This window comes from Peribacillus frigoritolerans (assembly GCF_004358755.1).
Classification (GTDB): domain Bacteria; phylum Bacillota; class Bacilli; order Bacillales; family Bacillaceae; genus Bacillus_P.
This window is the reverse complement of sequence record NZ_SMZY01000003.1, coordinates 187,820-214,772: the sequence shown is the minus strand read 5'-3', so window position 1 is coordinate 214,772 and position 26,953 is coordinate 187,820. Positions and strand designations below refer to the sequence as shown.

General features: G+C 41.3%; 31 protein-coding genes. 22 read left to right on the top strand and 9 right to left on the bottom strand.

From position 1 onward, the window contains the following. The first annotated feature begins 1 nt into the window (after position 1). Together E2R53_RS14555 and E2R53_RS14550 are read left to right on the top strand one after the other, a co-directional pair. Positions 2-439, top strand: a complete 438-nt coding sequence (locus tag E2R53_RS14555; RefSeq protein WP_133312485.1) for a DUF86 domain-containing protein — start codon at positions 2-4, stop codon at positions 437-439. Between the two features lie 85 nt (positions 440-524). After that, positions 525-1,295 (top strand): TIGR01457 family HAD-type hydrolase, encoded by a 771-nt coding sequence (locus E2R53_RS14550; RefSeq protein WP_133312484.1) that lies wholly within the window; start codon positions 525-527, stop codon positions 1,293-1,295. A 258-nt stretch (positions 1,296-1,553) separates the two neighbouring features. Here E2R53_RS14550 and E2R53_RS14545 read toward each other — a convergent pair whose 3' ends face one another. Then, a complete protein-coding gene (locus E2R53_RS14545) occupies positions 1,554-2,054 on the bottom strand; it encodes a phosphatidylglycerophosphatase A family protein (RefSeq protein WP_133312483.1) in 501 nt (166 codons plus the stop codon). Positions 2,055-2,225: 171 nt separating this feature from the next. Here E2R53_RS14545 and yutH point away from each other — a divergent pair, with 171 nt between their 5' ends. The 7 genes from yutH (at position 2,226) to E2R53_RS14515 (ending at position 10,105) form a co-directional block, all read left to right on the top strand. Beyond that, positions 2,226-3,221 carry a spore coat putative kinase YutH gene (yutH, locus tag E2R53_RS14540; protein WP_286166210.1) on the top strand — a complete coding sequence of 332 codons (996 nt, stop codon included), beginning with the start codon at positions 2,226-2,228 and terminating at the stop codon, positions 3,219-3,221. Between the two features lie 64 nt (positions 3,222-3,285). Next, on the top strand, positions 3,286-4,251 hold the full coding sequence (locus tag E2R53_RS14535) for a 2-hydroxyacid dehydrogenase (protein WP_133312481.1): 966 nt from the start codon (positions 3,286-3,288) through the stop codon (positions 4,249-4,251). A 51-nt stretch (positions 4,252-4,302) separates the two neighbouring features. Continuing rightward, on the top strand, positions 4,303-4,476 hold the full coding sequence (locus tag E2R53_RS23330) for a hypothetical protein (RefSeq protein ID WP_165970995.1): 174 nt from the start codon (positions 4,303-4,305) through the stop codon (positions 4,474-4,476). Positions 4,477-4,695: 219 nt separating this feature from the next. After that, positions 4,696-5,994, top strand: coding sequence for a homoserine dehydrogenase (locus E2R53_RS14530; protein WP_133312480.1), 1,299 nt, complete (start codon positions 4,696-4,698; stop codon positions 5,992-5,994). Then, positions 5,994-7,052: a threonine synthase gene (gene thrC / locus E2R53_RS14525; protein ID WP_133313072.1), complete on the top strand. Its 1,059-nt coding sequence runs from the start codon at positions 5,994-5,996 to the stop codon at positions 7,050-7,052. Before E2R53_RS14530 ends, thrC begins: the two co-directional genes overlap by 1 nt. Then, positions 7,046-7,984, top strand: a complete 939-nt coding sequence (gene thrB, locus E2R53_RS14520) for a homoserine kinase (RefSeq protein WP_133312479.1) — start codon at positions 7,046-7,048, stop codon at positions 7,982-7,984. The genes thrC and thrB overlap by 7 nt, the downstream gene beginning before the upstream one ends. Positions 7,985-8,116: 132 nt before the next feature. After that, positions 8,117-10,105 (top strand): S9 family peptidase, encoded by a 1,989-nt coding sequence (locus E2R53_RS14515; protein WP_133312478.1) that lies wholly within the window; start codon positions 8,117-8,119, stop codon positions 10,103-10,105. Positions 10,106-10,150: 45 nt separating this feature from the next. On the opposite strand, the gene E2R53_RS14510 is transcribed toward E2R53_RS14515, so the two are convergent. Then, a complete protein-coding gene (locus E2R53_RS14510; protein ID WP_070876112.1) occupies positions 10,151-10,372 on the bottom strand; it encodes a NifU family protein in 222 nt (73 codons plus the stop codon). A gap of 219 nt (positions 10,373-10,591) precedes the next feature. On the opposite strand from E2R53_RS14510, the gene E2R53_RS14505 reads away from it, so the two are divergent. Next, positions 10,592-10,915, top strand: a complete 324-nt coding sequence (locus tag E2R53_RS14505; RefSeq protein ID WP_133312477.1) for a YuzD family protein — start codon at positions 10,592-10,594, stop codon at positions 10,913-10,915. 50 nt (positions 10,916-10,965) lie between these two features. Here E2R53_RS14505 and E2R53_RS14500 read toward each other — a convergent pair whose 3' ends face one another. After that, the gene (locus E2R53_RS14500) at positions 10,966-11,712 is read right to left on the bottom strand and encodes a lipase family protein (protein WP_133312476.1); all 747 of its coding nucleotides are present in this window, start codon (positions 11,710-11,712) and stop codon (positions 10,966-10,968) included. 242 nt (positions 11,713-11,954) lie between these two features. Continuing rightward, positions 11,955-13,022, bottom strand: coding sequence for an NAD(P)/FAD-dependent oxidoreductase (locus E2R53_RS14495; protein ID WP_133312475.1), 1,068 nt, complete (start codon positions 13,020-13,022; stop codon positions 11,955-11,957). A 283-nt stretch (positions 13,023-13,305) separates the two neighbouring features. Here E2R53_RS14495 and E2R53_RS14490 point away from each other — a divergent pair, with 283 nt between their 5' ends. Further along, the gene (locus E2R53_RS14490; protein ID WP_070876045.1) at positions 13,306-13,548 is read left to right on the top strand and encodes a YuzB family protein; all 243 of its coding nucleotides are present in this window, start codon (positions 13,306-13,308) and stop codon (positions 13,546-13,548) included. A 29-nt stretch (positions 13,549-13,577) separates the two neighbouring features. Here E2R53_RS14490 and E2R53_RS14485 read toward each other — a convergent pair whose 3' ends face one another. Further along, a complete protein-coding gene (locus E2R53_RS14485; RefSeq protein ID WP_133312474.1) occupies positions 13,578-14,276 on the bottom strand; it encodes a DUF2225 domain-containing protein in 699 nt (232 codons plus the stop codon). Between the two features lie 247 nt (positions 14,277-14,523). Here E2R53_RS14485 and E2R53_RS14480 point away from each other — a divergent pair, with 247 nt between their 5' ends. The 3 genes from E2R53_RS14480 to E2R53_RS14470 all read left to right on the top strand — a co-directional run bounded on the left by E2R53_RS14480 (position 14,524) and on the right by E2R53_RS14470 (position 17,191). After that, positions 14,524-15,744 carry a NupC/NupG family nucleoside CNT transporter gene (locus E2R53_RS14480; protein ID WP_133313070.1) on the top strand — a complete coding sequence of 407 codons (1,221 nt, stop codon included), beginning with the start codon at positions 14,524-14,526 and terminating at the stop codon, positions 15,742-15,744. A 138-nt stretch (positions 15,745-15,882) separates the two neighbouring features. Then, on the top strand, positions 15,883-16,743 hold the full coding sequence (dapF, locus tag E2R53_RS14475; RefSeq protein WP_133312473.1) for a diaminopimelate epimerase: 861 nt from the start codon (positions 15,883-15,885) through the stop codon (positions 16,741-16,743). Positions 16,744-16,828: 85 nt separating this feature from the next. Next, on the top strand, positions 16,829-17,191 hold the full coding sequence (locus E2R53_RS14470) for a HesB/IscA family protein (protein WP_133312472.1): 363 nt from the start codon (positions 16,829-16,831) through the stop codon (positions 17,189-17,191). A gap of 57 nt (positions 17,192-17,248) precedes the next feature. Here the strand turns inward: E2R53_RS14470 and E2R53_RS14465 are convergent, their stop codons facing one another. Next, positions 17,249-17,767, bottom strand: coding sequence for a hypothetical protein (locus tag E2R53_RS14465; protein ID WP_133312471.1), 519 nt, complete (start codon positions 17,765-17,767; stop codon positions 17,249-17,251). Between the two features lie 122 nt (positions 17,768-17,889). Between E2R53_RS14465 and E2R53_RS14460 the strand changes: the two genes are divergently transcribed. Continuing rightward, complete coding sequence (locus E2R53_RS14460; protein ID WP_133312470.1) at positions 17,890-18,519, top strand: hypothetical protein; 630 nt, start codon at positions 17,890-17,892, stop codon at positions 18,517-18,519. Positions 18,520-18,589: 70 nt separating this feature from the next. Here the strand turns inward: E2R53_RS14460 and yumC are convergent, their stop codons facing one another. Further along, positions 18,590-19,585, bottom strand: a complete 996-nt coding sequence (gene yumC / locus E2R53_RS14455; protein ID WP_133312469.1) for a ferredoxin--NADP reductase 2 — start codon at positions 19,583-19,585, stop codon at positions 18,590-18,592. A gap of 390 nt (positions 19,586-19,975) precedes the next feature. Here yumC and E2R53_RS14450 point away from each other — a divergent pair, with 390 nt between their 5' ends. The 5 genes from E2R53_RS14450 to E2R53_RS14435 all read left to right on the top strand — a co-directional run bounded on the left by E2R53_RS14450 (position 19,976) and on the right by E2R53_RS14435 (position 23,300). Then, positions 19,976-21,199, top strand: coding sequence for an NAD(P)/FAD-dependent oxidoreductase (locus E2R53_RS14450; RefSeq protein WP_070876052.1), 1,224 nt, complete (start codon positions 19,976-19,978; stop codon positions 21,197-21,199). Positions 21,200-21,296: 97 nt separating this feature from the next. Next, complete coding sequence (locus E2R53_RS14445) at positions 21,297-21,779, top strand: NUDIX domain-containing protein (protein WP_133312468.1); 483 nt, start codon at positions 21,297-21,299, stop codon at positions 21,777-21,779. A 163-nt stretch (positions 21,780-21,942) separates the two neighbouring features. Beyond that, positions 21,943-22,068 carry a YuiA family protein gene (locus E2R53_RS23325; protein WP_165971027.1) on the top strand — a complete coding sequence of 42 codons (126 nt, stop codon included), beginning with the start codon at positions 21,943-21,945 and terminating at the stop codon, positions 22,066-22,068. A gap of 93 nt (positions 22,069-22,161) precedes the next feature. Further along, positions 22,162-22,461, top strand: a complete 300-nt coding sequence (locus tag E2R53_RS14440; protein ID WP_133313068.1) for a YuiB family protein — start codon at positions 22,162-22,164, stop codon at positions 22,459-22,461. A gap of 140 nt (positions 22,462-22,601) precedes the next feature. Further along, on the top strand, positions 22,602-23,300 hold the full coding sequence (locus E2R53_RS14435; RefSeq protein ID WP_133312467.1) for a 3D domain-containing protein: 699 nt from the start codon (positions 22,602-22,604) through the stop codon (positions 23,298-23,300). A gap of 155 nt (positions 23,301-23,455) precedes the next feature. Here E2R53_RS14435 and E2R53_RS14430 read toward each other — a convergent pair whose 3' ends face one another. Both E2R53_RS14430 and E2R53_RS14425 read right to left on the bottom strand, forming a co-directional pair. After that, complete coding sequence (locus E2R53_RS14430) at positions 23,456-24,271, bottom strand: cobalamin-binding protein (RefSeq protein WP_133312466.1); 816 nt, start codon at positions 24,269-24,271, stop codon at positions 23,456-23,458. A 13-nt stretch (positions 24,272-24,284) separates the two neighbouring features. After that, positions 24,285-24,764: a divergent PAP2 family protein gene (locus E2R53_RS14425; protein ID WP_133312465.1), complete on the bottom strand. Its 480-nt coding sequence runs from the start codon at positions 24,762-24,764 to the stop codon at positions 24,285-24,287. Positions 24,765-24,937: 173 nt separating this feature from the next. Here E2R53_RS14425 and E2R53_RS14420 point away from each other — a divergent pair, with 173 nt between their 5' ends. After that, on the top strand, positions 24,938-25,321 hold the full coding sequence (locus E2R53_RS14420; RefSeq protein WP_070876116.1) for a DUF309 domain-containing protein: 384 nt from the start codon (positions 24,938-24,940) through the stop codon (positions 25,319-25,321). A gap of 15 nt (positions 25,322-25,336) precedes the next feature. Then, a complete protein-coding gene (locus E2R53_RS14415) occupies positions 25,337-26,827 on the top strand; it encodes a leucyl aminopeptidase (protein ID WP_133312463.1) in 1,491 nt (496 codons plus the stop codon). Positions 26,828-26,953: the final 126 nt, after the last annotated feature.

The following is a 26,953-nucleotide window of genomic DNA, read 5'->3' as shown; positions in this document are numbered from 1 at the left end:
GATGTATTTTGTGGATCGTGATAAAATTGAAGAAACCTTGGTTTATTTTGAAAAGAATTTTACTTTATTTGGTGAGCACAATGAATGGAAAACAGACATAGAAGTGAAAGCGCTTGAACGTCTAGCGCAAATGATGATTGAAGCCATACTGGATACAGGGAATGCCATTATTGACGGATTTATTATGAGAGACCCGGGCAGCTATGAGGATATTATCGATATTATGCTGGATGAAAAAGTGGTTGAACAGGATGAAGCTGCCGGACTGAAAGAAGTAATCGGTTTCCGTAAACAGCTCGTCCAGGAGTATCTATCCATCGATCACACTGCTCTTACAGACAGCTTGAAAAAACAGTCAGAGGTGCTTCAAAATTTCCCATCCCGTGTAAGGGTTTATCTGGAAAATGAACTTGGGCCGGTTTCCGCTTTTAGACATTAAAGAATAAACGTATTATAATGAATGGACGATTTCTTTTTAAGAAGGCGTCTAATTTTTTTTTTACATAAAGCAAGGAGTGAGATAGATGAAGAAGTACAAAGGCTACTTAATTGACCTGGATGGAACCATGTATCGCGGCAAAGAACGAATTGAAGAAGCAAGCGATTTTGTTAAATTATTAAAAGAAAAAGAAATACCGTATTTATTTGTTACAAATAATTCATCAAGAACTCCAAAGCAAGTAGCTGATAAATTAAATTTATTTGACATCCCTGCAGACGAAGATAAAGTATTTACAACAAGTCAGGCAACTGCAAATTTCATTTACGAGAAAAAATCAGATGCAACTGTTTATGTGATTGGTGAAGAAGGCATTCAGCAGGCATTGATTGAACGGGGCCTGAAGCTTGTGGATGATAATCCTGATTTTGTCGTAAAGGGTATAGACAGAGGCATTAACTATGAAAAGTTAGCATTGGGCTGTATCGCTGTCCGCAATGGGGCAACGTTCGTTTCAACTAATGGGGATATTGCCATACCTACAGAACGAGGGCTGCTCCCGGGGAACGGCTCCTTAACATCGGTGATTGCCGTATCAACTGCCGTTAAGCCAATTTTTATCGGCAAACCGGAAAGCATTATAATGGAACAGGCTTTAAAAGTATTGGGCACAGATCCTGAAGATACGTTAATGGTCGGGGATAACTATGACACGGATATCAAAGCGGGCATGAATACAGGTTTGGATACTCTCCTTGTACACACTGGAGTGACTCTTCGCGAGCATTTGCTTAATTACGATGAAAAGCCGACATATACGGTTGATTCATTAGAAGAGTGGTTTGACAAAATCTAAAGAACGCAGAAAGCGCATCGGATATGATGCGCTTTTTTCTATTGCTGATCTATAAAAAGGTCATATTTGCTAACTAATACACAAAACAGCAAACAATGTGAAAAACTCATAGTAAAACGGATCCGCTTTTCTTGCTGTCCAGCTCCATCTCCTAGCCCCTCGGCCAGAACGGATCAGCAAGCATTGGCAAAAAGCGCCTTTACTGTTGGATCCTTATCTGTCTGCCCGAGTCTGCCCAGTCGGCTCCGCTTTTCTATGTTATTCCGTATTCTTAGCCCGATGCGCAAGCCTGCTTGATGCTGCAGCAGCAATGGCCCCAATGATGTCATCGAGATAGGTGTGGACCATTCCGGTTGATTTGTCGTTCAGGAATTTAAGAATTCCGGGTTTTTCTTTGTCGATGTAGCCGTAATTCGTAAAACCGATTGATCCATAGATATTGACGATGGACAGGGCGATGATTTCATCTACTCCATATAGGCTTTCATCACTTTCAATGATGGCTTGAAGGGGTTCCTCAAGCATTTTTTTCTCTGCCAGAATATCTAATTGTATGCCGGTTAAAATGGCGTTTTGCACTTCTCTTTTTGATAGTACTCGATCTATATTCTCCAAACATTGATCGATTGTTAATGAAGGATGATATTTGACTTGCAGAAAATATACGAGTTCTGCGATATCTTCTACCTTTACTCCGCGGTCCTGTATCCATTGTCTTGCTGTTTTTTCAACAATGTCCATCTTTTCTTTTTCTTTCATCCATTTCACCCAATCTTCTTTTTACTATTTTACGCAAACGGCCTTCTGAATGTGTAATGAAAATGTCAATCATTAAAAAGTGTTTAACTTACGATTCAAAATATACATAAATGAGTAAATTTCCGATTAGGATAGGGTAAGGACTTTTATCTGAATATGGGGGAGAAACTCGTGGAAAAATTGATTCGGGAACAATATGGACTTAGAGTGGCAGAGACATTCAGAGTAGGAAATTATGATGCTTTCTCATATCATCAGCACGTTTATTTGATTGTCCCGCTTTCGCATATAGACGATGAAGAGCTTTATGAACTGTATAATATGAGTCAATTTCTGCTTGAACGCGGAGACCCGTTTGTAGCGGTTTTTTTGTTAACAAAGCAAGGGAATTTATATATAGAGTGGGAAAAAAGGAAATATGGAATTTTGAAAACCGCATATGTTCAAAGTGAGCGTGTGTATCAGGTGGGAAGAGAGCTCGCACGATTTCATCAAAAAGCAAGAAGCTATCCTTATCAGGTTTCAAAAATAAGCAGAATCGGCCAATGGAAGGTGCTGTGGGAAAAGCGCACAGATCAGTTAGAAGGGTTTTGGCGCGGAAAAATCAGTTCGCAGCCGCTTGATTCGTTTGAAAAAATGTTCGCTGAATCTTTTCCATATTATATGGGCCTTGCCGAAAATGCGATTCAATACTTAGTGGACACAGAACTTGACGATGAGCCGCAGCCTATTGATTCAGCAACAGTCTGCCATCACAGATTCTATTCGGACACTTGGAGATCATCAGGACTTGTGAAAATCCCGACAGATTGGGTGTTCGATCACTGCAGCAGGGATATTGCCGAATATTTAAGAAACCAATTTTTCGATCAGCCAGAAATACTGCGTCAGGACGGGTTTTTACTTTTAGAGGATTATGACCGGACAACACCGCTCTCGTCTTTTTCATGGAGACTTATTTACAGCCGCCTGCTGCTGCCGATTCATTATTTTGAATGCATTGAAGATTACTATTTATCATCTGAAACGGATAAACCCTATTATGAAGCGAAGCTTTCGGAAATGCTCAAGAATTCTTCCAAGTATGAGGGATTTCTGAAATCATATGCGCAACTACTGTCCATGCGGACGAAAAAAATCTATTTGCCGGCTATACATTGGCTTTAAGACCTGTTCATTCCTCTCACACCTTATGTGATAAGATAAAAGAAAATGGAAAAAGGGTGAGAGGATGAAAACGCCAAAAATATTCATAACAAGAAAATGTCCTGAAGAAAGATTGAAAGCGCTTAAGGAATTGGGAGAAGTGGAAATGTGGGAGAAGGAAGATGTCCCATGTCCCCGCGGTCTGCTCCTTGAAAAAGCTAAAGAAGCAGATGCCCTTTTGACGATGCTCTCCGATCAAGTTGACGAGGAGCTGCTTAATAAAGCAGAGAACGTAAAAGTGATTGCAAACCTTGCCGTTGGATACGACAATATTAATCTTCAATATGCCAAGGAAAAAAAGGTCATCATTACGAATACACCTGATGTTTTAACAGATACAACGGCTGACCTCACATTTGCGCTCATCCTCACAGCGGCAAGACGGGTCGTTGAAGCGGCAGACTATGTGAAGGCAGGAAAGTGGACTAGCTGGAGTCCGCTTTTGCTTGCGGGTGCAGATGTTCACCATAAAACAATCGGCATTGTCGGCATGGGGAAAATAGGACAGGCTGTTGCAAAACGTGCCAAGGGGTTTGATATGAATATCCTGTACCACAATCGGTCAAGAGATTACGATGCGGAAAATAACCTGGACGCGGCTTATACAAGCTTTGATGAACTGCTGGCACAATCAGATTTTGTCGTCTGCATGACGCCGCTTACGAATGAAACGAAGCATATGTTCAATGCTGAAAGCTTCAGAAAAATGAAATCTTCAGCTCTATTTATTAATTCTTCACGCGGCGGAACAGTTGTGGAGAAAGATTTGATAAAAGCCCTTGAATCAGGTGAAATTGCAGGAGCGGGACTTGATGTATTTGAGAAGGAACCAATCAGCGCCGATCACCCGCTGTTAAAGCTGCCAAATACAGTAGCTCTCCCGCATATAGGCAGTGCAACGGCTGAAACACGATACGCCATGATCGATTGCTGTGTTCAGAACATCCTTTCAGTTTTAACAGGGAAACCGCCCATCACACCCTTAAAGTAGATTACTTCTGCAAAGAGCGGGGTATAGTCTTCTAAAACGGGAGGTTTTAATATGAACAGTTTTTTAGTGCAGTACACAGATAAAGAGACGATGGAGAGGGTCTTTGACGGACCCATCTTTCCAACCGAGGAAGAAGCCATGCTTGAGAAAGAAAAGCTTGAACGAAAAGGCCATTTTGATGTAACTGTTGAAAGCGAAAATGATATACAGCTTGACCGAGAATAAATAAAATGACGTGCGATCCCCCCGCACGTCATTTTATTTTATATTTTCCAAAAAATATAATCCTAGTATAATCAACAAAGAAAGCGATTTCATAAAAAATACTGAAAATTCTCTATTGATAAGCAATAGCACACTGTTTATAATGACAATAATAGAAAATGTCTATCATACATATACAAATGTATTTCTTAGAAGGACATCGAGGGAGTGGATAAATTCATGAAAGCAATTCAAGTTGGTTTATTGGGACTGGGAACAGTTGGAAGCGGTGTAGTGAAAATTATAAACGATCATCAGGATAAATTGATGCACCAAGTAGGCTGTCCCGTTAAAGTGAAAAAGGTCCTCGTACAGGATGTTGATAAAAAAAGACAAGTTGAATTCGGAAGAGAGCTTCTGACGAGAAATGCTGATGAAGTGATTCATGATCCTGAAATAGATGTCATTATTGAAGTAATGGGCGGTGTCGAGCATACAAAGGAATATATTCTTCAAGCTCTTCAGGCGAAAAAACATGTAGTAACTGCAAATAAGGATCTAATGGCCGTGTATGGCACGGAGCTTTTAGATGCGGCAACAGAAAATGGCTGTGACTTATTCTATGAAGCAAGTGTTGCCGGCGGGATTCCGATTTTAAGAAGTTTAGTAGATGGACTTGCTTCAGACCGGATCAACAAAATGATGGGTATTGTGAACGGTACAACAAATTTCATCTTAACAAAAATGAGCAAACAGGGCAGTCCTTATGAAGAAGTGCTGAAAGAAGCCCAGGATCTTGGGTACGCAGAATCAGATCCTACTGCGGACGTAGAAGGACTCGATGCTGCCCGCAAAATGGCGATTCTTGCCCGCCTTGGCTTTTCTATGCACGTAGACTTAGAGGATGTAAGCGTGAAAGGCATCAGTGAAGTAACAGATGAGGACATCAGCTACAGCAAGAGACTTGGATATACAATGAAGCTGATCGGCATCGCCAACCGCGACCACAATAAAGTCGAAGTCAGCGTACAGCCGACCCTGCTGCCTGATTATCATCCATTGGCATCGGTTAATAACGAATATAACGCTGTGTATGTGTACGGGGAAGCTGTAGGAGAGACGATGTTCTACGGCCCGGGTGCAGGAAGCCTGCCGACCGCAACAGCTGTCGTTTCTGATTTAGTGGGCGTCTTGAAAAATATGAGACTTGGGGTAAATGGACGAAGCGCTGTTCTTCCTCAATTTGAAAAAGCATTGAAGCAGAGCGATGAAATCTATGCTCAGCATTTCCTCCGCATTCATGTAAAAGATCAAGTCGGAGCATTTTCAACAATCACTTCCTTGTTCTCAGAACGCGGTGTCAGCTTTGAGAAGATTCTGCAGCTTCCGCTTAAAAACAGCAATCTGGCAGAAATTGTGATTGTTACGCATCAGGCATCAAACAAAGACTTTGATGAGATTTTGGCAAACTTGCTTGACCTTGAAGTCGTTCATGGCATTAAAAGCTCATATCGCGTAGAAGGGAACGGTTACTCATGATGTGGAAAGGTCTCTTAAATCAATACCGGAATTACTTGCCCGTAAATGATCAAACACCTTTACTTACGCTGAACGAGGGGAATACCCCTCTTGTTTTTTTACCGACTCTGTCAGAGAAGCTTGGACTTGAGCTATATGCGAAAACAGAAGGCGCCAATCCAACGGGTTCTTTTAAAGACAGAGGCATGGTGATGGCTGTTGCAAAAGCGAAAGAAGAAGGCAGTGATACAGTAATCTGTGCTTCTACTGGAAATACATCTGCTGCAGCAGCCGCCTATGCAGCCAGAGCGAAAATGCGATGCATTATTGTCATTCCTGACGGAAAAATTGCGTTTGGAAAACTGGCACAGGCAGTGATGTACGGGGCAGAAATTATTGCGATCAAGGGGAATTTCGATCAGGCGCTGACAATGGTCCGCAGCATGTCTGAGAAGCTTCCTATTACTCTTGTAAACTCTGTGAACCCTTACCGTCTTGAAGGGCAAAAAACAGCTGCATTCGAGCTTTGCGACGCATTGGGAGCAGCTCCTGATATTCTGGCAATCCCTGTCGGCAATGCAGGCAACATTTCTGCTTATTGGAAGGGCTTTTTAGAATATGACAGCATGCATCAGACTGGTCTCCCGCAAATGCAAGGCTTTGAAGCAGAAGGAGCAGCTGCAATTGTGCGCAATCAGGTGATTGAAAACCCTGAAACCATTGCGACTGCCATTCGGATCGGCAACCCGGCAAGCTGGGACAAAGCTGTCAATGCAGCTGAGCAATCGGGCGGATTTATTGATGAAGTAACAGACGCGGAGATTATTGAGGCCTACCAGCTTTTGGCGAAGACTGAAGGCATTTTTGCAGAGCCTGCTTCATGCGCTTCTATTGCAGGATTAATAAAGAGTGCCAAGAAAGGCGTTTATAAAAAGGGAGCTAAAGCAGTTGCTGTCTTAACAGGAAATGGATTAAAGGATCCAAACGTGGCTGTTGATCTCTCAGAAATTAAACCAATCGTGCTTCCTAACGATGAGCTTGCCGTTATGGAGCAGCTTAAGGGAGTTGGTGCATGGTGAAGGTCGGCGACATGTTAAAGATAAAAGTTCCCGGAAGCACGGCGAACCTAGGGCCTGGCTTTGATTCTGTCGGTCTTGCTGTTAATCGTTATCTGGAACTGAAGGTCATTCCTGCTGCAAAATGGTCTTTTATTCCGTTAAATGAGGAAATGCTCGATATTCCAAGAGATGAAGAAAACCTCATTTATCAAGTGGCGAAAAGAGTGGCATCTTCTTATGAATCTGCACTGCCCGCCTGTTCAGTTGAAGTCTGGAGCGATATTCCGATGGCACGGGGCCTGGGAAGCAGTGCTGCTGCTATCGTGGCGGGTGTGGAGCTTGCAAATGAATTATGCGGCTTGCAGTTAAGTATGAAAGAAAAGCTGCATTTGGCCAGTATTATTGAAGGTCATCCCGATAATGCAGGAGCATCCTTGTACGGAGGATTAGTTGTGGGACTCCATCAGGAGCAAGAAACAGAATTAGTGGCTGTTCATGAAGTCGACATTGATCTGGTGGCAGTTGTCCCGCCATACAAGCTGTATACTAAAGATGCCCGCGACGTGCTTCCCGGATACTTGGAATACAACGGGGCAGTAGAAGCAAGTGCAGTCAGCAATGTTTTAGTAGCGGCTGTTCTTTCAAACAACTGGCGTCTTGCAGGGAAAATGATGAAGAAAGATTTATTTCACCAGCCTTACCGCGGAACTCTGATTAAGGAGCTTTCGAAAGTACAGGAAGCTGCTATGGATGCAGGCGCATATGGTGCAGCACTCAGCGGTGCGGGGCCGACTGTCCTGGCATTTACGGCTAAAGGGAAAGGGAAAACACTCGCTAAACTGCTTAAAGCTCAATTTCCTAAATGTGAAGTTGATGAGCTGACACCAGTCTTAGAGGGATCAATTGTTTATTATGAAGCCTGCACTGGACAAGTTCGGGATTCGATTGGATAGAGCATTCTCATAGGAGGATGCTTTTTTAGTTTTGGGATCTATTTTACTCTGCTTTAGGAGGAAATTTATTTAGCTTGTCGAAATAAATAGAATGCCGAAAAAAATTACAGGGAAAGGTTGGTGCTGATCAAAATGGAAAGTATAAAGCAAAAAAGAGGGATGACAGCGGAAGACTTATACAAGCTGAAATCCGTCAATGATCCTCAAGTTTCACCGTGCGGCACAAAAGCCGTTTACGTTCAAACATCCATTCATGAAGAAAAACATCAATACATATCGAATCTATTTTTAAACGACTTGGAAAAAAACACATCCAGTCAATGGACATACGGTGAAGGCAAAAACACATCCCCGAGGTGGTCTCCTGATGGAAGCAGTCTTGCCTTTTTATCAGACCGAAATGGAAAGAATCAGCTGTTTGTCATGTCAGCAGCAGGCGGGGAGGCTAAAGCCCTCACAAAAGAACATCTATCTGTCTCACAGCCTGTCTGGAGTCCGGATGGGACGAAAATCCTTGCAGCCATTTCTTTGGCGCCAACAGACGAATTAAACAAAGCGGATAAGGATGAGAAGAAGCAGCCTGAGCCGCTTGTTGTGGAAGATATGAGGTATAAGTCTGATGCAGCGGGTTTTGTAAAGAACCGTAAAAGACAGCTTGCCATTATAGATGTAAAAACAGGGGAGCTTGAACTTATTGGTTCTAGGGAGTTTGATTATAACGACGGAGCCTGGTCCCCAGACGGGAAATCGATTGGGTTTACTTCGAATATGACGGATGATCCCGATCAAACGTTAATCTCAGACGTTTTTATTCTATCTTTAGAAACGAACGAGCAGCAGCAGCTGACAAATAGCAATGGTTTCTTTGGCAATCTATCCTGGTCGCCAGATGGAAGCTATTTGTCTTTTCTGGGTCATGAAAAAGAATTCCAAAGTGCAACTTTCTCAAAAATTTGGCTGTACAGCATGAAATCAGGAGAGTTAACGTGCTATTCAGCTGATTGGGACGTACACATCAGTGATGCCGCTGTTGCCGATTTTATATCAGGCAGTGTGTATCCAGGCCTGATTTGGACAGAGGACAGCCAGGGATTTTATTTTATTTTAACCGATCAGGGCAATACAGGTGTCTATTATGGCTCACTTGAAGGACAAACCCTTCCGGTAAGGTTTGAACAGGAGCATGTTTACGGATTATCGGTTCACACTGGAAGTCATACGGCAGTTCTTGGCATCAGCCGTCCCGATCATCCTGGGGATCTGTATTTCTTTGATTTTAGTACAGGGGAAAATCGTCAGCTCACAAATGTGAATGAAGAATTCTTGCAGAAAATTGAACTTGCTGTTCCTGAGGCAATAAAGTGGAAGGCACAAGATGGACTTGAGCTCCATGGCTGGATCATGAAGCCGGCTGGGTTTAAGGATGGAGAGAAATACCCGCTCGTTCTTGAAATTCACGGCGGTCCGCACGCCATGTATGCCAATACCTATTTCCATGAGTTTCAGATGCTTGCTGCAAGCGGAAAAGCCGTCCTCTATACCAATCCTCGAGGAAGCCATGGATATGGACAGCATTTTGTTGATCAGGTTCGCGGTGATTATGGCGGAAGCGACTATACGGATATAATGAGTGCAGTAGATTATGCACTTGAAACCTATGATTATATTGATTCAGATCGGTTAGGTGTAACAGGCGGAAGCTATGGCGGTTTTATGACGAACTGGATTGTGGGTCATACAAACAGGTTTAAAGCAGCTGTCACTCAGCGTTCAATCAGCAACTGGATCAGCTTCTACGGAGTGAGTGATATCGGCTACTACTTTACAGAGTGGGAAATCGGCGGAGATCTGATCAATGATTTTGATAAACTATGGCACCATTCGCCGTTAAAATATGTCAAATACGTAGAAACGCCTCTTTTAATCCTTCATGGCGAAAGAGACTACCGCTGTCCTGTTGAGCAGGCTGAGCAGCTTTATATCGCATTAAAACGCCTGAAAAAAGAAACAAAATTTGTGCGCTTTCCGGAAGCAAACCATGAATTATCCAGAAGCGGGCATCCTAAGCTTCGAATTGACCGGTTAAATCATATCAAAGGATGGTTCGACAAGTATCTATAAACACAAAAAAGATGGTGAGCGGGCTCACCATCTTTTTTTGTGTTATTAGAAAACTTGTTCTACTTCCACAACACCAGGAACTTCTTCAAGAAGTGCGCGTTCGATTCCAGCTTTAAGTGTAATGGTTGAACTTGGGCAGCTGCCGCATGCTCCTAAAAGGCGTAATTTTACAATGCCGTCTTCTATATCAACCAGCTCACAATCTCCGCCATCACGAAGCAAGAATGGACGTAATTTATCTAATACTTCCTGTACTTGTTCTACCATTTGTGTTTCTGTTGTCAAAATAATCGACTCCTTCCTTATCCTGCTATTATATTCAAAAAACCGCTGAAAATCTATTCATATGATTGATGTAATATCTGTTAATGCTCCTATTTTAACATATTCCGCGCGGAATAAAAACGGATACTTTCAGCAGATAAGTTTTCATGGAAAAAAAACGCTTACTCCCTTACAATGAAACTTAAGAAAAGGGGGAATACGATGAAAAAACAAGTGGAAGTGTGTATTTATGGAGCTGAAGTACTATGCCCAAGCTGTGTGAATCTCCCCTCATCAAAAGAAACATATGAATGGCTGGAAGCAGCAATTTCAAGGAAATTCCCGCAGCAGCAGTTCAAAATAGAATATGTCGATGTATTTGCGCCTCAAGACAATCCAGAGAAAAAGAGTTTTGCAGAGAAAATCGCAAATGACGAGTATTTTTATCCGTTAGTTGTCATCGATGGAGTAGTAGTAGGGGAAGGCAATCCGAAACTGAAAACCATTTATGCTGAAATGGAGAAGCATGGGTATGTTTCTGCATAATATTTCTAAATTTGTTTATTTTAATGACTCTTCATGGTAGAAAAACTGCTTTACACGTAAACCAGTCTGGATAATCCTTCGATTCCAAGAAAATACGTGTCCGGCATATGATTGCCCGCTATGGAGCCTGCTTCAATTGTAAAAGAATACGGAGTATGAACATGCTTGTAAAAGTATTTCAGCTTCGTCATAGGATTATAAACAAAGACAGGAGGCAGTTTCGGCACCAAATCGGTGGTGTTGACGAAGCGGATACTGTTTGGAACAAGCTGGTCATAAAGAGCCGCAAACTGCCGGTCTCCTACTCTAGGAGCCCCATAGTTATACATGACGATAGACCGGAATCCTGCGTTTACTGCTGCATCGGCAGCGTGAAGAACAGCTAGTGCTCCTCCAAGACTATGCCCGGTAATAAAGAGATTTTTCACTTTTGAGAGGGCTGAATACGTTTGGAAGATTTCGTCCCGGCACTGGGAATAGATCGACTGAAATCCCTGATGCACGAGGCCGCCGTTTTGAATATAGGGATAAGGAGTCTGGCGGATGGTGGCATCGGCGATCCAGTCTGCATCCGATTGTGTACCCCGGAACGCAATCACCACTGCATCGTCTGATTCGAGGATAAATCCAAACCATTCCATGACGCCGTTTGCGCTGGATTTGAAAGCTTTAACCAGCTTGAATCCCGGAACAGGTTCCACCGGACCGTTGTTTAAAAACTGGCGGTATGAATATACACACATATGGAGGAGAAATTCCGCAAGATCTTTATTGTAAAAAAGTTTTCGTCTTGGCATATACATCTTCTGCACCTCGCAGCAATAGGCTTATGCACTATCATACGCATGGAACGGAAAGAAGTGCCTGTATGGCAAATCGCTGAAAATACCTAATAAAGGATCTGTTGTAAAAGACTATTTGCAACGATTAATCGCTCATGGATACATATTTAGAACAACTAAAAAAAGCAGGAAGGAAAAAATGGTTATTTTTCCTTCCTGCTTTTATTTTAGGGATTTATTGGAGAGCCCCTTTTTACTTATCCATTATGATACTTATACATCCATAGAATTCCTGACTTAAGCAAACGCGGAACTCGTCCAATCAAAGGACGGTCATTCACAAGGCCGAAACCGTGTTTCTTGCCAAGCGACCCAAGTACCCCTTTAAGCTTAAAGGCAGGGAAGTCCTGAGGCAGTTCTTCGCCATTCCACTTTTTAAGCAGAACTTGAACAATTTGTTCAGCTTGAGCTTCGGCAAGCTGAGCACTTGGTGCATGTGGAAGACTTGCGCAGTCTCCGACAACGAATGCATCTTCATGATGCGGAAGGTGATGCTGTTTTGTCAGGACGACACGTCCCTGTGGATCTTTGTCTACTGGCAGATCTCTGACGACTTTATTCGGCTGAATGCCTGCAGTCCATACGATGGCATCGTAAGAAACCGGCTCATCATGATTATATAGAACGTTTTGTTCTACTTTTGTCACGTTGGCACTGTTGATAATAGTTACGCCATGATCTTCAAACCAGCCTTGAACATATTTGCTCAAACGTTCTGGAAAACTGGAAAGAATGTTTTTGCCCCGGTCATAAAGTGTAATTTTAAGATCTTTTCGGCTTTCTCTGAGTTCACTCGCTAGCTCAACTCCGCTGAGTCCTGCGCCAACGATTGCAACAGAAGCTCCGCCGCTTAAGTTATTAAGAAGCTGATATGTTTCTCTTGATTGATCGATTGTCTGGATGCTGTGTGTAAACTCTTTTGCACCTGGAACATTATGATACTTGTCCTCGCAGCCTAATCCGATAATAAGATCATCATATGAAATCGGTTCCTGATTCTTCAGATAAACCCTTTTTTCTTCAAGATCGACAGAAGTGATTTCCCCGAATGTTAAGTGCAGACGCTCATGCTCAGGAAAATCTACGCGGATGTGATGGTCTGAAATCGTTCCCGCAGCAAGTGCGTAATATTCCGTTTTTAAACAATGATAGGGATTTTTATCTATGAGTGTAATTTGCACATCTTCAGGCAGCTGACCTGGAAGAAGTCGATGAAGGACGCGCATGCCGCCGTATCCACCGCCAAGAATAACTAAGTTCTTCATTGCAGATTCCCCTTTTTCTCCTCTTAAAGTGAGTAATATTCTTATCTATAGGTTAATTCAGTGATTAAGAAAACCTTTGCAATATGCCATCTAAAAGTATAACGAATTTGATGATAAACCACAATATGTTATGAAAAAGTCATCTATTAATCTGTTAACCCGCTCATTAGTAAATCACTTTCATGAAAATGTGTTGGTATTTATGAAAAAAGTATAACATAAAACGTTAATTATTGACGATAGTACATAGAAAGAGGTAGCATAGGATTGCAGGTGTGAGGTGATGAAGTTGAAACCGATAATAGAATTTTGTATAAGCAATTTAGCGAACGGTTCACAAGCTGCTTTGGAAAAGTTAGAAAAAGATCCTAACCTGGACATTATTGAATACGGATGTCTTGGATATTGCGGAAAATGCTATGCTTCTCTTTATGCCCTTGTAAACGGTGAGGTTGTAACTGGGGAATCATCTGAAGAGTTAGTTAAAAACATATATGATTACTTGGATGAGAATCCTATGTTCTAGGAAAACGCGTACACTCAGTACGCGTTTTTTTACTGAACCGTCCACTTTTGCTTCATTTCCCTCATTTCGCGCCATCTGTCTTTTGCCATTTCAACGATCACTTTTTCCTCGGTGTTATTTTGCTTTTCAATGACTTTTGAAAAGTAGAGTGCAGCCTGAGCTTCCTCATTTGATCTTCTGCTCAGTTCACCTATTAAATAGAGAACTTTCATTTCAGTTAAATGTGTGCCTGAGAAATCATCATTAATATAAGAAGCGATATATTCCTCCAAGGCTAATTTTAGAAAGCGGTTCTCCTGTAATTCCATCTGCTCCGTCCGGTAGAGCCAGGCAAGCCTTAAATAAAGTCCCCCCATTGAGACGTGTTTTTCTTTTTTCAATACTCCAGAATAAATAGCAAGCTTGTATGTATGAATGGCATCTTTAACACTTCTCTTTTTGCAGAAATTCATTCTCCCCCAGTTTGCACGTATCTTATCATTGATTATTTCCTCTGTTCTAAAAGGAAAAACAGGAGAGAATTCTTCTGACATTGAAAAACCGCAGGCAGGACACACATTTACATAGTAAAGAAGAGGGCTGAATTCATTTTTACTATAATAAGAACAAAAATCAGTGTCATGATTGACAGCGCGAATGAAGCCTCTTTTTACTTTTTTTGTTGTATATGTATGTTTGCAAATTGGACAATCTATATTCTTATCATATAGGAAATCAAGCTTATTCATATAGTGTTCCTCCCATTAGTAAAACAGGGTAAATTGTAATAAAATCATACCACATATATAGGTATAAAGTATTATAAAATGGTGAATAGCGTTTTTTGAATAACTAAATCCATTCAGATGCAACCTAAGTTTGTGCAACTAGTTGATTTGTCGGAAAATATCATTATTTGTCACAATGATATGGACATACCAGCTATCGCCTGTTATTTTAGACACATCAAAAACGATTGCCTGAGGTGAAGAAATGATCAATTTTTTATGGGGATTAATGGGAATTGCAGTTCTCTTTGCCATCGCTTTTCTCCTATCGGAACGAAAAAGTCATATTAAAGTCCGTACGATTCTTGGCGGCCTTGCCATTCAGCTTTTATTTGCTTTTCTGGTATTAAAATGGGAGCCTGGAACGAGAGCTTTTAAAGGACTGACAGAATCTGTACAGAACCTGGTAGGGTATGCCAGTGAAGGAATTGGATTTCTATTTGGTTCACTTGGAGATCCATCGCAGCCAACAGGCTTCATCTTCGCGTTCAATGTGCTGACAATCATTATTTTCTTTTCTTCGTTAATTTCTGTTTTATATCATATTGGGGTTATGCAGTGGATTATCAGAATTTTAGGCGGCGGTTTATCGAAATTACTAGGGACAAGTAAAGCAGAATCGCTTTCTGCTGCTGCTAATATCTTTGTAGGGCAAACGGAAGCTCCGTTGGTCATTAAACCGTACATAGCAAAAATGACAAAATCAGAATTGTTCGCTGTCATGACAGGGGGACTTGCTTCAGTTGCGGGATCTGTCCTATTCGGCTATGCTGCACTTGGAGTTCCTCTTGAGTACTTGCTTGCTGCAAGCTTCATGGCTGCACCTGCAGGACTTATCATGGCAAAAATACTTATTCCGGAAACGGAAATGCCTGAAACGATGAAAGGCGTTAAGATGGAAAGCGATGAGGAGACGGCAAATGTAATTGATGCTGCTGCAAAGGGAGCTTCTGTAGGACTTCAGCTTGCCTTGAATGTTGGTGCCATGCTTTTAGCTTTTATCGCTTTGATTGCCCTATTAAACGGAATTCTTGGTTTTATCGGAGGGATTTTTGGAGCTTCTAACTTAACGCTTGAATTTATTCTTGGATATGTCTTTGCACCTCTTGCCTTTATCATCGGCGTTCCTTGGGAAGAAGCTGTGAAGGCAGGAAGCTTTATCGGTCAAAAGCTGGTACTGAATGAGTTTGTTGCTTATTCAAATTTTGCACCGCAGCTTGATGCGCTGTCAGATAAAACGGTAGCTATCATAAGCTTTGCACTTTGCGGATTTGCCAACCTGTCATCTATCGCCATTTTGCTTGGAGGACTTGGCGGTATGGCTCCAAACCGCCGTCAGGATATTGCACGGCTTGGTTTTAAAGCTATAGCTGCAGGAACCCTTGCCAACCTTTTAAGTGCGGCAATTGCAGGGATGTTTATGTTTTAATCATAGTAGGATCACGAATAAAAGCTCCCTGCACCAAAGCAGGGAGCTTTTATTATCTATAACAAACGGGGGATATTTCTATTGTGATCCTGTTTCCAGCATTTTATACTTATAAAAAGAAAAAAGAGGGAGAACAGTATGAAACAATTCCAATTTACGAAAATGCATGCACTCGGCAACAATTATATATATGTAAACATGTTTGAAGAACAAATTGAAGAGTCAATGCTTCCTCAGCTTGCAAAGGAAGTATCGAATGTCTTTACCGGCATTGGATCAGATGGAATGATCTTGATTTGTCCATCTGAGAAAGCGCCAGTAAAGATGAGGATTTTCAACAGTGATGGGTCAGAGGGGAAAAACTGCGGAAATGGTCTTCGCTGCGTTGCGAAATATGCATTTGAGAATAAACTGATAGAAAAGAAAGAATTTTCGATTGAAACACTCTCAGGTTTGGTTCATGCTAAGCTTGAAGTGGAAGAAGGCGAAGTCAGCAGAGTAACAATCAATATGGGGCAGCCCAAGCTTAATCGGGCTGAAATTCCTATGGCTGGCACTCCTGATGAAAAAGTCATAAACGAACAACTTGAATTTGACGGCAGTGTCTATCATGGTACAGCCGTTTCAATGGGGAATCCTCATCTAATATTTTATGTGGACAGCATTGAATCAGCACCAGTGTTAACACTTGGACCAAGAGTTGAGAAAGATCCCCTTTTTCCTGATTGCATCAATGTTGAGTTTGTTGAAGTGGCAGCGGAAAATGAACTTCATTTCAGAGTGTGGGAAAGAGGTTCCGGTGTCACTCAGGCATGCGGGACGGGTGCTTGTGCAGCCGTTGTCTCTTCTGTTCTTAATGGGCATACGAAAAGAGGGCTGGATACAACTGTCCACCTTGCCGGCGGAGATCTTCTGATTAATTGGACCGAAGAGGGTAATGTTTTAATGACAGGTCCTGCAGAGGTTATTTGTACAGGGGTGTACTTCTACGACAAATAGCAGAGTGTTTCATTTGAGAGTTCCAAATAGAAAGGGTATACTTACTGTATAGCCTTTGGATGATTGGCAAAGGAGGAACAAGAAAATGAATGATTTTGTAATAATTACTGAAGCGGCAGCTTATCAGATAAAAGATATGATGAAAGAAAACGGTGAAGAGCAGGCTTTTCTGCGCGTTGGTGTAAAAGGCGGCGGCTGCAGCGGTTTATCGTACGGCATGGGTTTTGAACAAGAACCGAATGATGACGACACTCAATTTGAAGTTCATGGCATCAAAGTGCTTGTTGATAAAGAAAGCTCCCTTATTTTAAAAGGGACAAAAATTGATTTCAAAGAGTCCCTTATGGGGGGCGGATTCACAATCGATAATCCGAATGCCATTGCCTCGTGCGGATGCGGTTCATCTTTTAGAACGGCTGCGAATACAGGTACTCCTGAAGAGTGCTGATTTTAACAGAAAAAGACATTTCATTAGCCTGACAAGCTAGTGAAGTGTCTTTTTTTCTTATTTTTTTCTTTTATAAACTATGATGAAAATAAGGATGAAAGTCACAGCAAAAACAATAATCCACATTAATCTATTGAAATCAAGCTGATGTTCTAAATTCACTTGCTTTTCAGGTTCTTTTCCTGCACCGAGAACCCTTATGTCATCCCCAGAGTCTTTAACTAAAGCTGTTCGCTCACATAATCCTGTCTCAAGAGTATTCTTTTCCCCATATGCATAAACAAGATAAGTTTGCCCTTCATTAAAATCAAAACCGCAGCCTGCTGAATCTCTTTCTGTTTCAATTATAAGTTGTGATTGAGAAGGACCTTTCCAAATTTGATCAACCTCTATTAACGCCTTTTTCTTGCTGTTTTCAGTTATTTTTAACACTTTCCCTGAAAAAATGGCCGTTTTGTTTTCTAATTCAGATTGAACTGAAGGCGGCTTTGCACAAGAGCAGGCATAGCCTTTTTCATCATTTACAAAAAAGATGCCTGAAATCAGCAATAAGCAAAAAATGATTTTCCAATTCATCCATTTCCCCCCTTTAAACTACATAGTCGTTAGAAGGTGAAAAAAGGTTGCATTTTCCATTAAAAACATAGGACAAATAATGGGCATATAGTATGGATGTGTGAATAGAGAAGGGAGCTTGAATGATGAATTACTATCCATATCCATATCAGATGTATCATCCATTTCGTCTGTCATCAACAGATGAATTAAATGAAGGTCTGTATAAATGGGTGAAATTGACCTTTACAAATGGTACGGAAAAAGAGGCATTTTTATTCTACTTAGATAAACCATCAGGTGCGGTATTTATTGTGTCCTTTCCTGCATTAACGACAAGTCAGGTAAATGTGAATAATGTCAAATCCTTCGAAGTGATGCCGAAACCTCCAAAAATGGAAGAAGAAGCTCCGCCAGAAGAGGAAGGTCAACCTGAAACTGAGGAGCAGGAGCAGCCGCAAGAAGAAGAGCAGGAACAGCCAGAATCTCCGCAAAATGGTGGAGGATCTGCACCTGAAGGCGGTCAGGAAAGTCCGTTCGGCCAAATGCCGGGAATGGATCAAGGCGGAGGCATGCAAGGCGGTCAGGAAAGTCCGTTCGGCCAAATGCCGGGAATGGATCAAGGCGGAGGCATGCAAGGAGGCCAGGGAAGCCCGTTCGGTCAATTGCCTGGAAGCAGTGATCAAAGCGGCATGCCGTTTGGCGGACAGAGATATCAGCAATGGAATCAGCCGGTGTATTATAACCCTTACAGCAATTACTGGCAGAGCTAAATTAGGTTTTATTCCATAAAAAAGAGGAAAAGCAGACCGCTTTTCCTCTTTTTTTCAGGAGATCATCTATTTATTTTTCAAACAAACTTGTGCTGTGAAGCGGCTGAACTCTTGCTTTTGGATCCATATAAGCTTTCGCGTTGTTTACCGCGGTTGGAGCTTCGCCAAATCCGCTTGCGATCAGTTTTACTTTTCCTTCATATGTGCAGATGTCTCCTGCAGCATATATGCCTTCTACGTTTGTTTCCATTTTGCTGTTAACGACAATAGAATTTTTCTCGATTTCAAGACCCCAGTTCTTGATTGGGCCAAGAGATGAGACGAATCCGAAGTTCACGATGACAGAATCCACATCAACGACTTCTTTGCGTTCGCCTTTCACTTCTTCTAATACAACTTGCTCAATATTATCTGTACCTGTTAATTCTTTTGGTACAAATGGTGTGAGAACTTGAACTTTTGAGTTATTCAAGTTTTCAACACTATGCTCATGAGCACGGAACTTATCTCGTCTGTGTACAAGTGTTACTTTTTCGGCAATTGGCTCAAGCATAAGCGCCCAGTCAACAGCAGAATCTCCGCCTCCGCAAATAAGAACTCTCTGTCCGGCAAACTGATTTAAATCATCAATGAAGTAATGAAGATTTGCTTTTTCAAATGAAGCAGCTTCTTCAAGTTCAATTTTGCGGGGCTGGAACGCACCATTTCCTGCAGTGATAATAATCGTTTTAGAATAATGGACTTCCTGATCTGTTGTTAATTTGAAGACGCCATCAGCTTGTTTTTCAACTGTATCTACTGCTTGCTCTAAGCAGACAGTCGGCTCAAATTTAGCCATTTGTTCTTTTAGATTGTTAACTAGCTCCTGTGCGCGCACTTTAGGAAATCCTGCAACATCATATATGTATTTTTCAGGATATAAGGCAGAAAGCTGTCCGCCCAGCTGAGGCAAGCTTTCGATAATTTTAACTGAAGCCTGACGCATGCCGCCGTAAAAAGCTGTGAACAGACCAACAGGTCCGCCGCCAATAATTGTTATGTCGTATACTTTTGTGTCTTCCTTCACAAATATCCCCTCGCTTGTAATTGATAATAATTCTTAATCATAACATATCATACCTCTTTAACAATTTCACCTGGTGATAGAGTAAAGAGATGTGCCTTGTATAAGAATATGATTATTATAGAGAATGTTTTTATTTTTGTAAAATTCTTAACGTTTCTAATCCTTCAATTTGGTCTTGAAAAATAAATCGCAGATGCTATTATGTAATATAGGCATTATTTATATTCTATGTTACTACTTACAAAGTTTTCGGTATTATTTTGAAAAGTTAAGTGAACATTTTCACATACTTTTTTAGGCAAAACAAAATAAAATGTTGTGAAGCAGCGGAAGATAATCAGTATAGAATTTATTTCATTCTTTACAACAAATTCAGAAAAAAAGGTGGATGTGATTCGGTTGAGAAAGCCCAAAATAGTAGTTTTAGGTGCAGGTTACGGCGGATTAATGGCAGTTACACGTCTTCAAAAAATGATCGGTGTTAACGAAGCAGATCTAACACTCGTTAACAAAAATGATTATCACTATGAAACAACATGGCTGCACGAGGCATCAGCTGGTACTTTGCATCATGATAAAGCAAGATACCAAGTGAAAGATGTTATTGATAACAGCCGTGTGAAATTTGTGAAAGAAACAGTTGTTTCGATTAACAAAGATGAAAAGAAAATTGTTCTTGCAAATGGCGAGCTTGAGTATGACTACCTGGTGATTTCTCTTGGATCTCATCCAGAAACATTTGGAATCAAAGGCTTGAAAGAGTACGCTTTCGGTATTACTAACATCAATGCTGCGCGTCAATTGCGCGAGCATATCGAATATCAATTTGCTACTTACAACACAGAAGAAGTAAAACGCGACCAGCGTCTTGCAATTGTTGTCGGCGGAGCCGGCTTCACTGGCATCGAGTTCCTGGGCGAGCTTGCTAACCGTGTTCCTGAGCTTTGCCGCGAGTACGATGTTGATCATAAGAAAGTACGCATTATCTGTGTAGAAGCTGCACCAACAGCTCTTCCTGGATTTGATCCTGAACTTGTAGAATACGCTGTTAACCACTTAGAGCGTAAAGGTGTAGAATTCAAGATAGGCACTGCAATTAAAGAATGTGTAGAAGATGGTATTATTGTTGCGAAAGACGACGTAATGGAAGAAATCAAAGCTGATACAGTTGTATGGGCAGCAGGTGTGCGCGGAAACAGCATCGTTGAAGAAGCTGGTTTTGAAAATATGCGCGGACGCGTAAAAGTTGATTCTTACCTAAGAGCTCCTAACCATGAAGATGTATTCATCATTGGCGACTGTTCTCTAGTGATCAACGAAGAAATCAACCGTCCATATCCTCCAACGGCTCAAATTGCGATGCAGCAAGGTATTACAGCTGCTAAAAACATTGCTGTTGCCGTTCGTGACCAAGGTGAAATGGAAGAATTCAAACCAGACATCAAAGGTACAGTTGCTTCACTTGGAGAAGATGATGCTGTAGGTATGGTATTTGGCAAGAAAGTAATGGGAACAAAAGCTTCATTCATGAAGAAAATGATTGATAACCGTGCTCTCTTAATGGTTGGCGGAGCTGGATTAGTCGTTAAAAAAGGTAAATTTAAATTTTTCTAAGAAGTAGAGTAAAATAAAAGACAGAAGCCTTGTGCTTTTGTCTTTTTTTATTGGAAAAATTAAATGAAATATAAAAAGTCAAAAGGGGGAGATTAAAGTGGCAAATAAGCGGGGGAATGTATGGATTGCTGTTTCTGGTGTAGTAGAAAACGAAAATGGGGACTGGCTAGTCGTAAAAAAGAAATACGGCGGATTGAAAGGGAAGTGGTCTTTTCCAGCAGGATTTGTGAATGAGGGGGAAACACTGGATGAAGCGATTGTTCGTGAAATTCATGAGGAAACCGGAATAGAAACAGAAGTAGAAGGCGTCATTGGGATTCGGTCAGGCGTCATTCAAAATACGATCAGTGATAATATGATTATTTTTAAATTGAAGGCGAATTCTTCTGCAGTTATTGTACAGGAAGATGAACTGTTTGAAGCTGCTTTTTTTCCGCCTCAAATTCTTAAGGGTGACGAGAATGCATCGCTGCTGCTTCAGTCATTTGCAGAAGAAACATTTGAGAAAATGCTTTATAAAATTGAAGGCCTGAACCCTGGCGATCAGTTTGGATACACCTCATACCGTATATTTTTATAATTTTCAAAATAATAAGAAAAATTGAGAAAAAAGAAGGATTAGCTTGATGTATTCGCTTACATCAAGAATCCCGTGAGATTTTCTCCCTTTATCCTTTACAAAGAACCTGATATAGTATCTTCAATATCTAAAAAGAGATACTTGACAAAGGGGAGAATAGATGATGAATACATCTGCTATCGAAAAGAAAGAATGTCCATATTGTTCAGGTAAAGGTTATTTTCAATTGCTTCTTGGCGGTTCAGAGACGTGTGATTGCTGCAACGGAACTGGAAAGAAGTCTTCATAAAACGTTCAATGTTTTTCCGATTGACTGAATATCGCTTGTTCAGTACACTTAAATAGGTGTACTGGAGGCGATAACTTGTTTTTACCTGTATTGATGATTTCGATGCTTTTATTCTTTGTATTATTCTTTGGAATCGGTTTCTTGCTGAATATGCTGCTTCGCATGTCTTGGATCATGGCTATTATCTATCCGATTGTCTGTATATTGATAGTAGATAATGTGAGATTCACAGAGTACTTTACCTCACCTGGATCCTCTTTTTCATCCCTTGGAGAGCGTATTACGTCTTTGGCTTTGGCCGATATTCTAATTCTTGTGTGCGGTTTTATCGGGGCAGTTGTGTCTGGAATTGTTATTAACATGCTCCGCAAAAAAGGATATCAAATGTTTTAAAATGTGATCTGTACATCGTGTGCAGGTCTTTTTATTTTTGGAAAAACAACACTTGTAAAATATGGATCCCTCTCTATCCTGAATATTTCGTTTACCATTTGGAAACGATTATGGATGTGAGAGGAGTGAACACATCGTAAATGGATAGGACGAAAACCTGGTTAAGGCGTCTGTTAATGACACTATTATTACTAATGGCGCTCGGTACCACTTTAAAATCTTTTTCAGGTGCAGAGGCAAAGGATCTGCCTGTTTTTAATGGGTGGAGCAAGGGCATATTGGAAAGTGAAGGGCATCCGTATAAGCTGACCGGACTCGTCCCTAAATCTCTGCACAGTGAAAAAACGGCCACAGCCGCGATTTCTTCAAGCGGAAGCTCGTTAGATCAAATATCGCTTGAAAATGAAATTGACTGGTCACAATACCCTAAACAAGAAGTAACAGCAACAGGATATACAGCTGGCTATGAATCAACAGGCAAAAAACCTGAACATCCCGAATATGGCATTACGTATTCTGGGGTGAAAGTGAAAAGAGATTTGTATTCAACCATAGCAGCTGATTTAAGTGTGTTTCCGATAGGAACCATTTTGTTTATTCCAGGTTACGGCTTTGGTGTTGTAGCAGACAAGGGCGGTGCGATAAAGGGGAATGAACTGGATCTTTATTACGATACTGTTGAAGAAGTCTTTCAATTTTGGGGCAAAAAAACGTTAGACATATATATCGTCCAAAAAGGAAACGGACGATTAACTGAAAATGAATTGACGAAATTGAATGAAAATAAGTCGATGCAGACATTTCGTCAAAAATACATGAAACCCAAAACGAAAAGTTAAGGATGCATGGCGAAATTGATGGCAAACCGCTTAAGGTCTGGTACATTCTTGCTGGGCAACCGGTTATTACTTCGGGATTAGTCCAATGTCTCGGAATTAATCTCAAAAGAATTCTCAGCCACGGAAAAAGCCCAGGTTTTTAACCTGGGCTTTTTCTATGTAATAGAAATTAGGGAATCTTTCTCTTCAGGCTGCGGAAAGTGATCCGGATGAAGGATGGCTGCAAGTTTCGCAAGTCCATTTAAGAGCCTTGGTGATGGTCTGCAATATAGCTGTTCCTCAAGCAGGTGAATGCGATTCTCTCTGACGGCAGCAAGGTTTTCTGCCGATTCACGCTTTAAAACATGCTGGATTTTCATCCTGCTTTGCTTAACTCCGACCCAAGCAAGACAAATATGATCAGGATTCCTGCGAATAATGTCATCCCAGCTTGTTTGGACACTCGCAAGCTCCACATCACGGAAACTATTGCGCCCTCCTGCGAGTTCACACATTTCTGTCAGCCAGTTTATTTGACCAGGTGTAAAAATGGGATTAGGCCACCATTCAAAATAAACTTCAGGATAATGCTCAAGCTTTGAGGCTTTTTCTTTATAGTCATTTAAAATTTGATGATAACGGGAAACAACTGCGGCAGCTTCTTTTTCCTTCCCTGCAGCAATGCCTGCAGCCATTAAATCATTTCCTATATCCTCGAATGACTGAGGGTTTAAAACAAGGTGAGGGATCTCTCTTTTTTTAAGTTCATCCACGTTTTTTTCCATACCCGGCACACTCAATGAAGCGAGTACAAGGTCAGGCTTCAATTGTTCAACAAGATCCATATTAATGGACAGGTCAGGTCCGAGGCGCGGCAGATCCTTCACTTGCTCAGGCCAGTCAGAATAATCATCAACTGCAATCAGATCGTCAGTCAGACCTAAATAGGCGGCAAGCTCTGTATTGCTTGGGCAAATAGATATTAACCGCAAAACAATTCCTCCTTTACAAGATGAATAGGTAGTGCAGAAACAGTGCTAAAAATATTCCTGTCAGGCCACCAAAGAATACTTCAATAGGCTGATGCCCGAGAAGTTCTTTCAATTTCTTCTGCTTTTCTTCTTCTTCCTGCTGCGGCCATGATTTTGCCTCGCCTACAAATGTATTAAAATCAGTTACGAGTTTATTAAGAACTGTGGCCTGCTCTCCGGCATGTCTTCTTACTCCCGTAGCATCAAACATGGTGATGATGGCAAAAACGGCTGAAACCGCAAAGAGGGAAGAAGCAAGCCCATTATCGAGAGCGACTCCCGTTGCAAGTGCCGTGACAGCTGCAGAATGGGAACTTGGCATCCCCCCTGTGCTTAAAATAAGAGACCAGTCAATTTTACGGGTCGCAATATACGTAATCGGGACTTTTACAAATTGCGCAAAGAAAATGGCTGCAAGGGAAGCTAATAGCGGGAAATTAAGCAGTATCTCCATGAAGTCGGACATCCTTTCGGTTCAAAAAATAAATGTTCTGTTATTGACTGTATGGTATAGTTCCATGCATTCATGCCCTTATCCTCTGTCATTTGTTCAAATAGTATAAAAACTTTTTATCCTTTGATACAATAAGGTCAGAGAGGAGTGCATGCCACGTGACTCTTTACCCAATGGAATATTATCAGTTTTTTATCCATTTTAATGAAGGCGATTATTATACTTGCCATGATTTGCTTGAATTAATCTGGCTGACTGAGAAGGATAATTTATTTCTAAAAGGCCTGCTGCAAATGACAGTTGCTATTTATCATTATGAATATGGCAATATTAAAGGAGCAAGGCTCATGATGCAAGCCGGACACTCATACATACAGTCTTACCGCCCATTCCATTGGGGAGTGGACCTTGAAAACGTAAATGCATTCATTGAGGAATGCCTGATGATTATTCCTGCAGGCATTCAGTCTGTTTCTTTTGAAGAAGCCGGGCAGCTGCCTAAATTGCCTGCTCTATTTCTATACCTTGAAGAAGACCCGGGGAAACCTAATTATTAATGGAGGTGTGTTTTCATGTTTCATATTCAGTCAACAATTAAATGGAACGAAGAAACAATCATCTTTGGATTGTTTCAAAAAAACGGCGCGTTTGAAGGTCCTTTAGCTGAACTTGATCATAAGCTCGAAGGCCAGATTTCATCGCTTGTAAAAGACGGCGATATTTCGTCCAGAAAGAAAGAAATATCAAAAGTACATACTCTTGGCAAAATGGCTACAAAACGAATCTTTTTTGCTGGTCTCGGCAAAGAAAAGGAATACGATTTTGATGCTGCCAGAGAATCTTTTGCGAAGCTTTTCAAAACGCTGCAAAATGCAAAAATTCAATCGTTTTCGATCGTTCTTGATTCATTCACAAATGAACATGTTCAAGGAAACGAAGCTGCTCATGCGTTAGCAGAAGTTCTTCCGCTTTCTACATATAAAATACAGGACTATAAACAAAGATCAAACGAGCCTGAACGAAATATCAATCAAGTGACAATTATCTCAAAAGAGGATGAAGCCGAAATTCGCTCAAGTCTTACAGTTGGATCTGCCTTTGGAGAGGGAACGAATTCTGCAAGAACGCTTGTCAACATGCCAGGTAACATACTAACAGCAACAGAACTTGCTAAATACTCGGTGGATGTCGCCCAGAAATACGGATTCGAATATGAAGTGCTTGAAAAGGAAGATATGGAGAAGCTGGGAATGGGAGCTCTTCTTGCCGTAAATAAGGGGTCTGATGAACCGCCGAAAATGATTGTTCTTAAATATCAGGGCAAAGAGGAATGGACAGATGTCATTGGCCTCGTTGGAAAAGGGATTACCTTTGATACTGGAGGCTATTCAATTAAGCCGAAAGACGGAATTGTCGGCATGAAATCAGATATGGGCGGTGCTGCAGCAGTTTTAGGTGCAATGGAGATCATCGGAAAGCTGAAGCCGGAACAAAACGTACTGGCTGTGATTCCTTCAACCGACAACATGATCAGCGGCAATGCATTCAAGCCTGATGATGTCATTGTCTCCCTTAGCGGAAAAACAATTGAAGTACTGAATACAGATGCAGAAGGTCGATTAGTTCTTGCTGACGGGATCACATATGCCAAGCATCATGGCGCAAATTACTTAGTGGACGTTGCGACATTAACAGGCGGAGTCATCATTGCCCTTGGAACACATATAACAGGTGCAATGACAAATGATGAAGCATTATTTGAGCAAGTGCTGGAAGCATCCTGCGAATGCGGCGAGCCAATCTGGCGACTGCCGATTACTAAAAAAGACATTGATAAAGTGCGAGGCAGTAAAATGGCGGATTTGAATAACTCTCCTGGACGTGAAGGTCATGCCATCATGGCGGGAACGTTTATTGGTGAATTCGCAGAAGGAACGCCTTGGGTCCATTTAGACATCGCAGGAACAGCCACATCAAATAATGCAGATGATCTGGGACCTTCGGGAGGCACTGGCGTCATGGCCAGAACGCTTGCTGCTTTCGTGGAACGATTTGAGGTTTAATGGCGGGAAAAGGCACTGATCAATCAGTGTCTTTTTTCCTGTTCTTTTTTGTGTGGTCTTAGTCACCGCTCCGGAAACTGAATAAAAACAACAAAATCCATTTCAAATTCACCCATAAAATATCCT

Bases quoted from the DNA above. Each gene is read 5' to 3' on its own strand.
- E2R53_RS14555 (WP_133312485.1), top strand. From the start codon at position 2: ATGTATTTTGTGGATCGTGATAAAATTGAAGAAACCTTGGTTTATTTT.
- E2R53_RS14550 (WP_133312484.1), top strand. From the start codon at position 525: ATGAAGAAGTACAAAGGCTACTTAATTGACCTGGATGGAACCATGTAT.
- E2R53_RS14545 (WP_133312483.1), bottom strand. From the start codon at position 2,054: ATGAAAGAAAAAGAAAAGATGGACATTGTTGAAAAAACAGCAAGACAA.
- E2R53_RS14535 (WP_133312481.1), top strand. From the start codon at position 3,286: ATGAAAACGCCAAAAATATTCATAACAAGAAAATGTCCTGAAGAAAGA.
- E2R53_RS23330 (WP_165970995.1), top strand. From the start codon at position 4,303: ATGAACAGTTTTTTAGTGCAGTACACAGATAAAGAGACGATGGAGAGG.
- E2R53_RS14530 (WP_133312480.1), top strand. From the start codon at position 4,696: ATGAAAGCAATTCAAGTTGGTTTATTGGGACTGGGAACAGTTGGAAGC.
- thrC (WP_133313072.1), top strand. From the start codon at position 5,994: ATGTGGAAAGGTCTCTTAAATCAATACCGGAATTACTTGCCCGTAAAT.
- thrB (WP_133312479.1), top strand. From the start codon at position 7,046: ATGGTGAAGGTCGGCGACATGTTAAAGATAAAAGTTCCCGGAAGCACG.
- E2R53_RS14515 (WP_133312478.1), top strand. From the start codon at position 8,117: ATGGAAAGTATAAAGCAAAAAAGAGGGATGACAGCGGAAGACTTATAC.
- E2R53_RS14510 (WP_070876112.1), bottom strand. From the start codon at position 10,372: ATGGTAGAACAAGTACAGGAAGTATTAGATAAATTACGTCCATTCTTG.
- E2R53_RS14505 (WP_133312477.1), top strand. From the start codon at position 10,592: ATGAAAAAACAAGTGGAAGTGTGTATTTATGGAGCTGAAGTACTATGC.
- E2R53_RS14500 (WP_133312476.1), bottom strand. From the start codon at position 11,712: ATGCCAAGACGAAAACTTTTTTACAATAAAGATCTTGCGGAATTTCTC.
- E2R53_RS14495 (WP_133312475.1), bottom strand. From the start codon at position 13,022: ATGAAGAACTTAGTTATTCTTGGCGGTGGATACGGCGGCATGCGCGTC.
- E2R53_RS14490 (WP_070876045.1), top strand. From the start codon at position 13,306: ATGAAGTTGAAACCGATAATAGAATTTTGTATAAGCAATTTAGCGAAC.
- E2R53_RS14485 (WP_133312474.1), bottom strand. From the start codon at position 14,276: ATGAATAAGCTTGATTTCCTATATGATAAGAATATAGATTGTCCAATT.
- dapF (WP_133312473.1), top strand. From the start codon at position 15,883: ATGAAACAATTCCAATTTACGAAAATGCATGCACTCGGCAACAATTAT.
- E2R53_RS14470 (WP_133312472.1), top strand. From the start codon at position 16,829: ATGAATGATTTTGTAATAATTACTGAAGCGGCAGCTTATCAGATAAAA.
- E2R53_RS14465 (WP_133312471.1), bottom strand. From the start codon at position 17,767: ATGAATTGGAAAATCATTTTTTGCTTATTGCTGATTTCAGGCATCTTT.
- E2R53_RS14460 (WP_133312470.1), top strand. From the start codon at position 17,890: ATGATGAATTACTATCCATATCCATATCAGATGTATCATCCATTTCGT.
- E2R53_RS23325 (WP_165971027.1), top strand. From the start codon at position 21,943: ATGAATACATCTGCTATCGAAAAGAAAGAATGTCCATATTGTTCAGGT.
- E2R53_RS14440 (WP_133313068.1), top strand. From the start codon at position 22,162: ATGATTTCGATGCTTTTATTCTTTGTATTATTCTTTGGAATCGGTTTC.
- E2R53_RS14435 (WP_133312467.1), top strand. From the start codon at position 22,602: ATGGATAGGACGAAAACCTGGTTAAGGCGTCTGTTAATGACACTATTA.
- E2R53_RS14425 (WP_133312465.1), bottom strand. From the start codon at position 24,764: ATGGAGATACTGCTTAATTTCCCGCTATTAGCTTCCCTTGCAGCCATT.
- E2R53_RS14420 (WP_070876116.1), top strand. From the start codon at position 24,938: ATGGAATATTATCAGTTTTTTATCCATTTTAATGAAGGCGATTATTAT.
- E2R53_RS14415 (WP_133312463.1), top strand. From the start codon at position 25,337: ATGTTTCATATTCAGTCAACAATTAAATGGAACGAAGAAACAATCATC.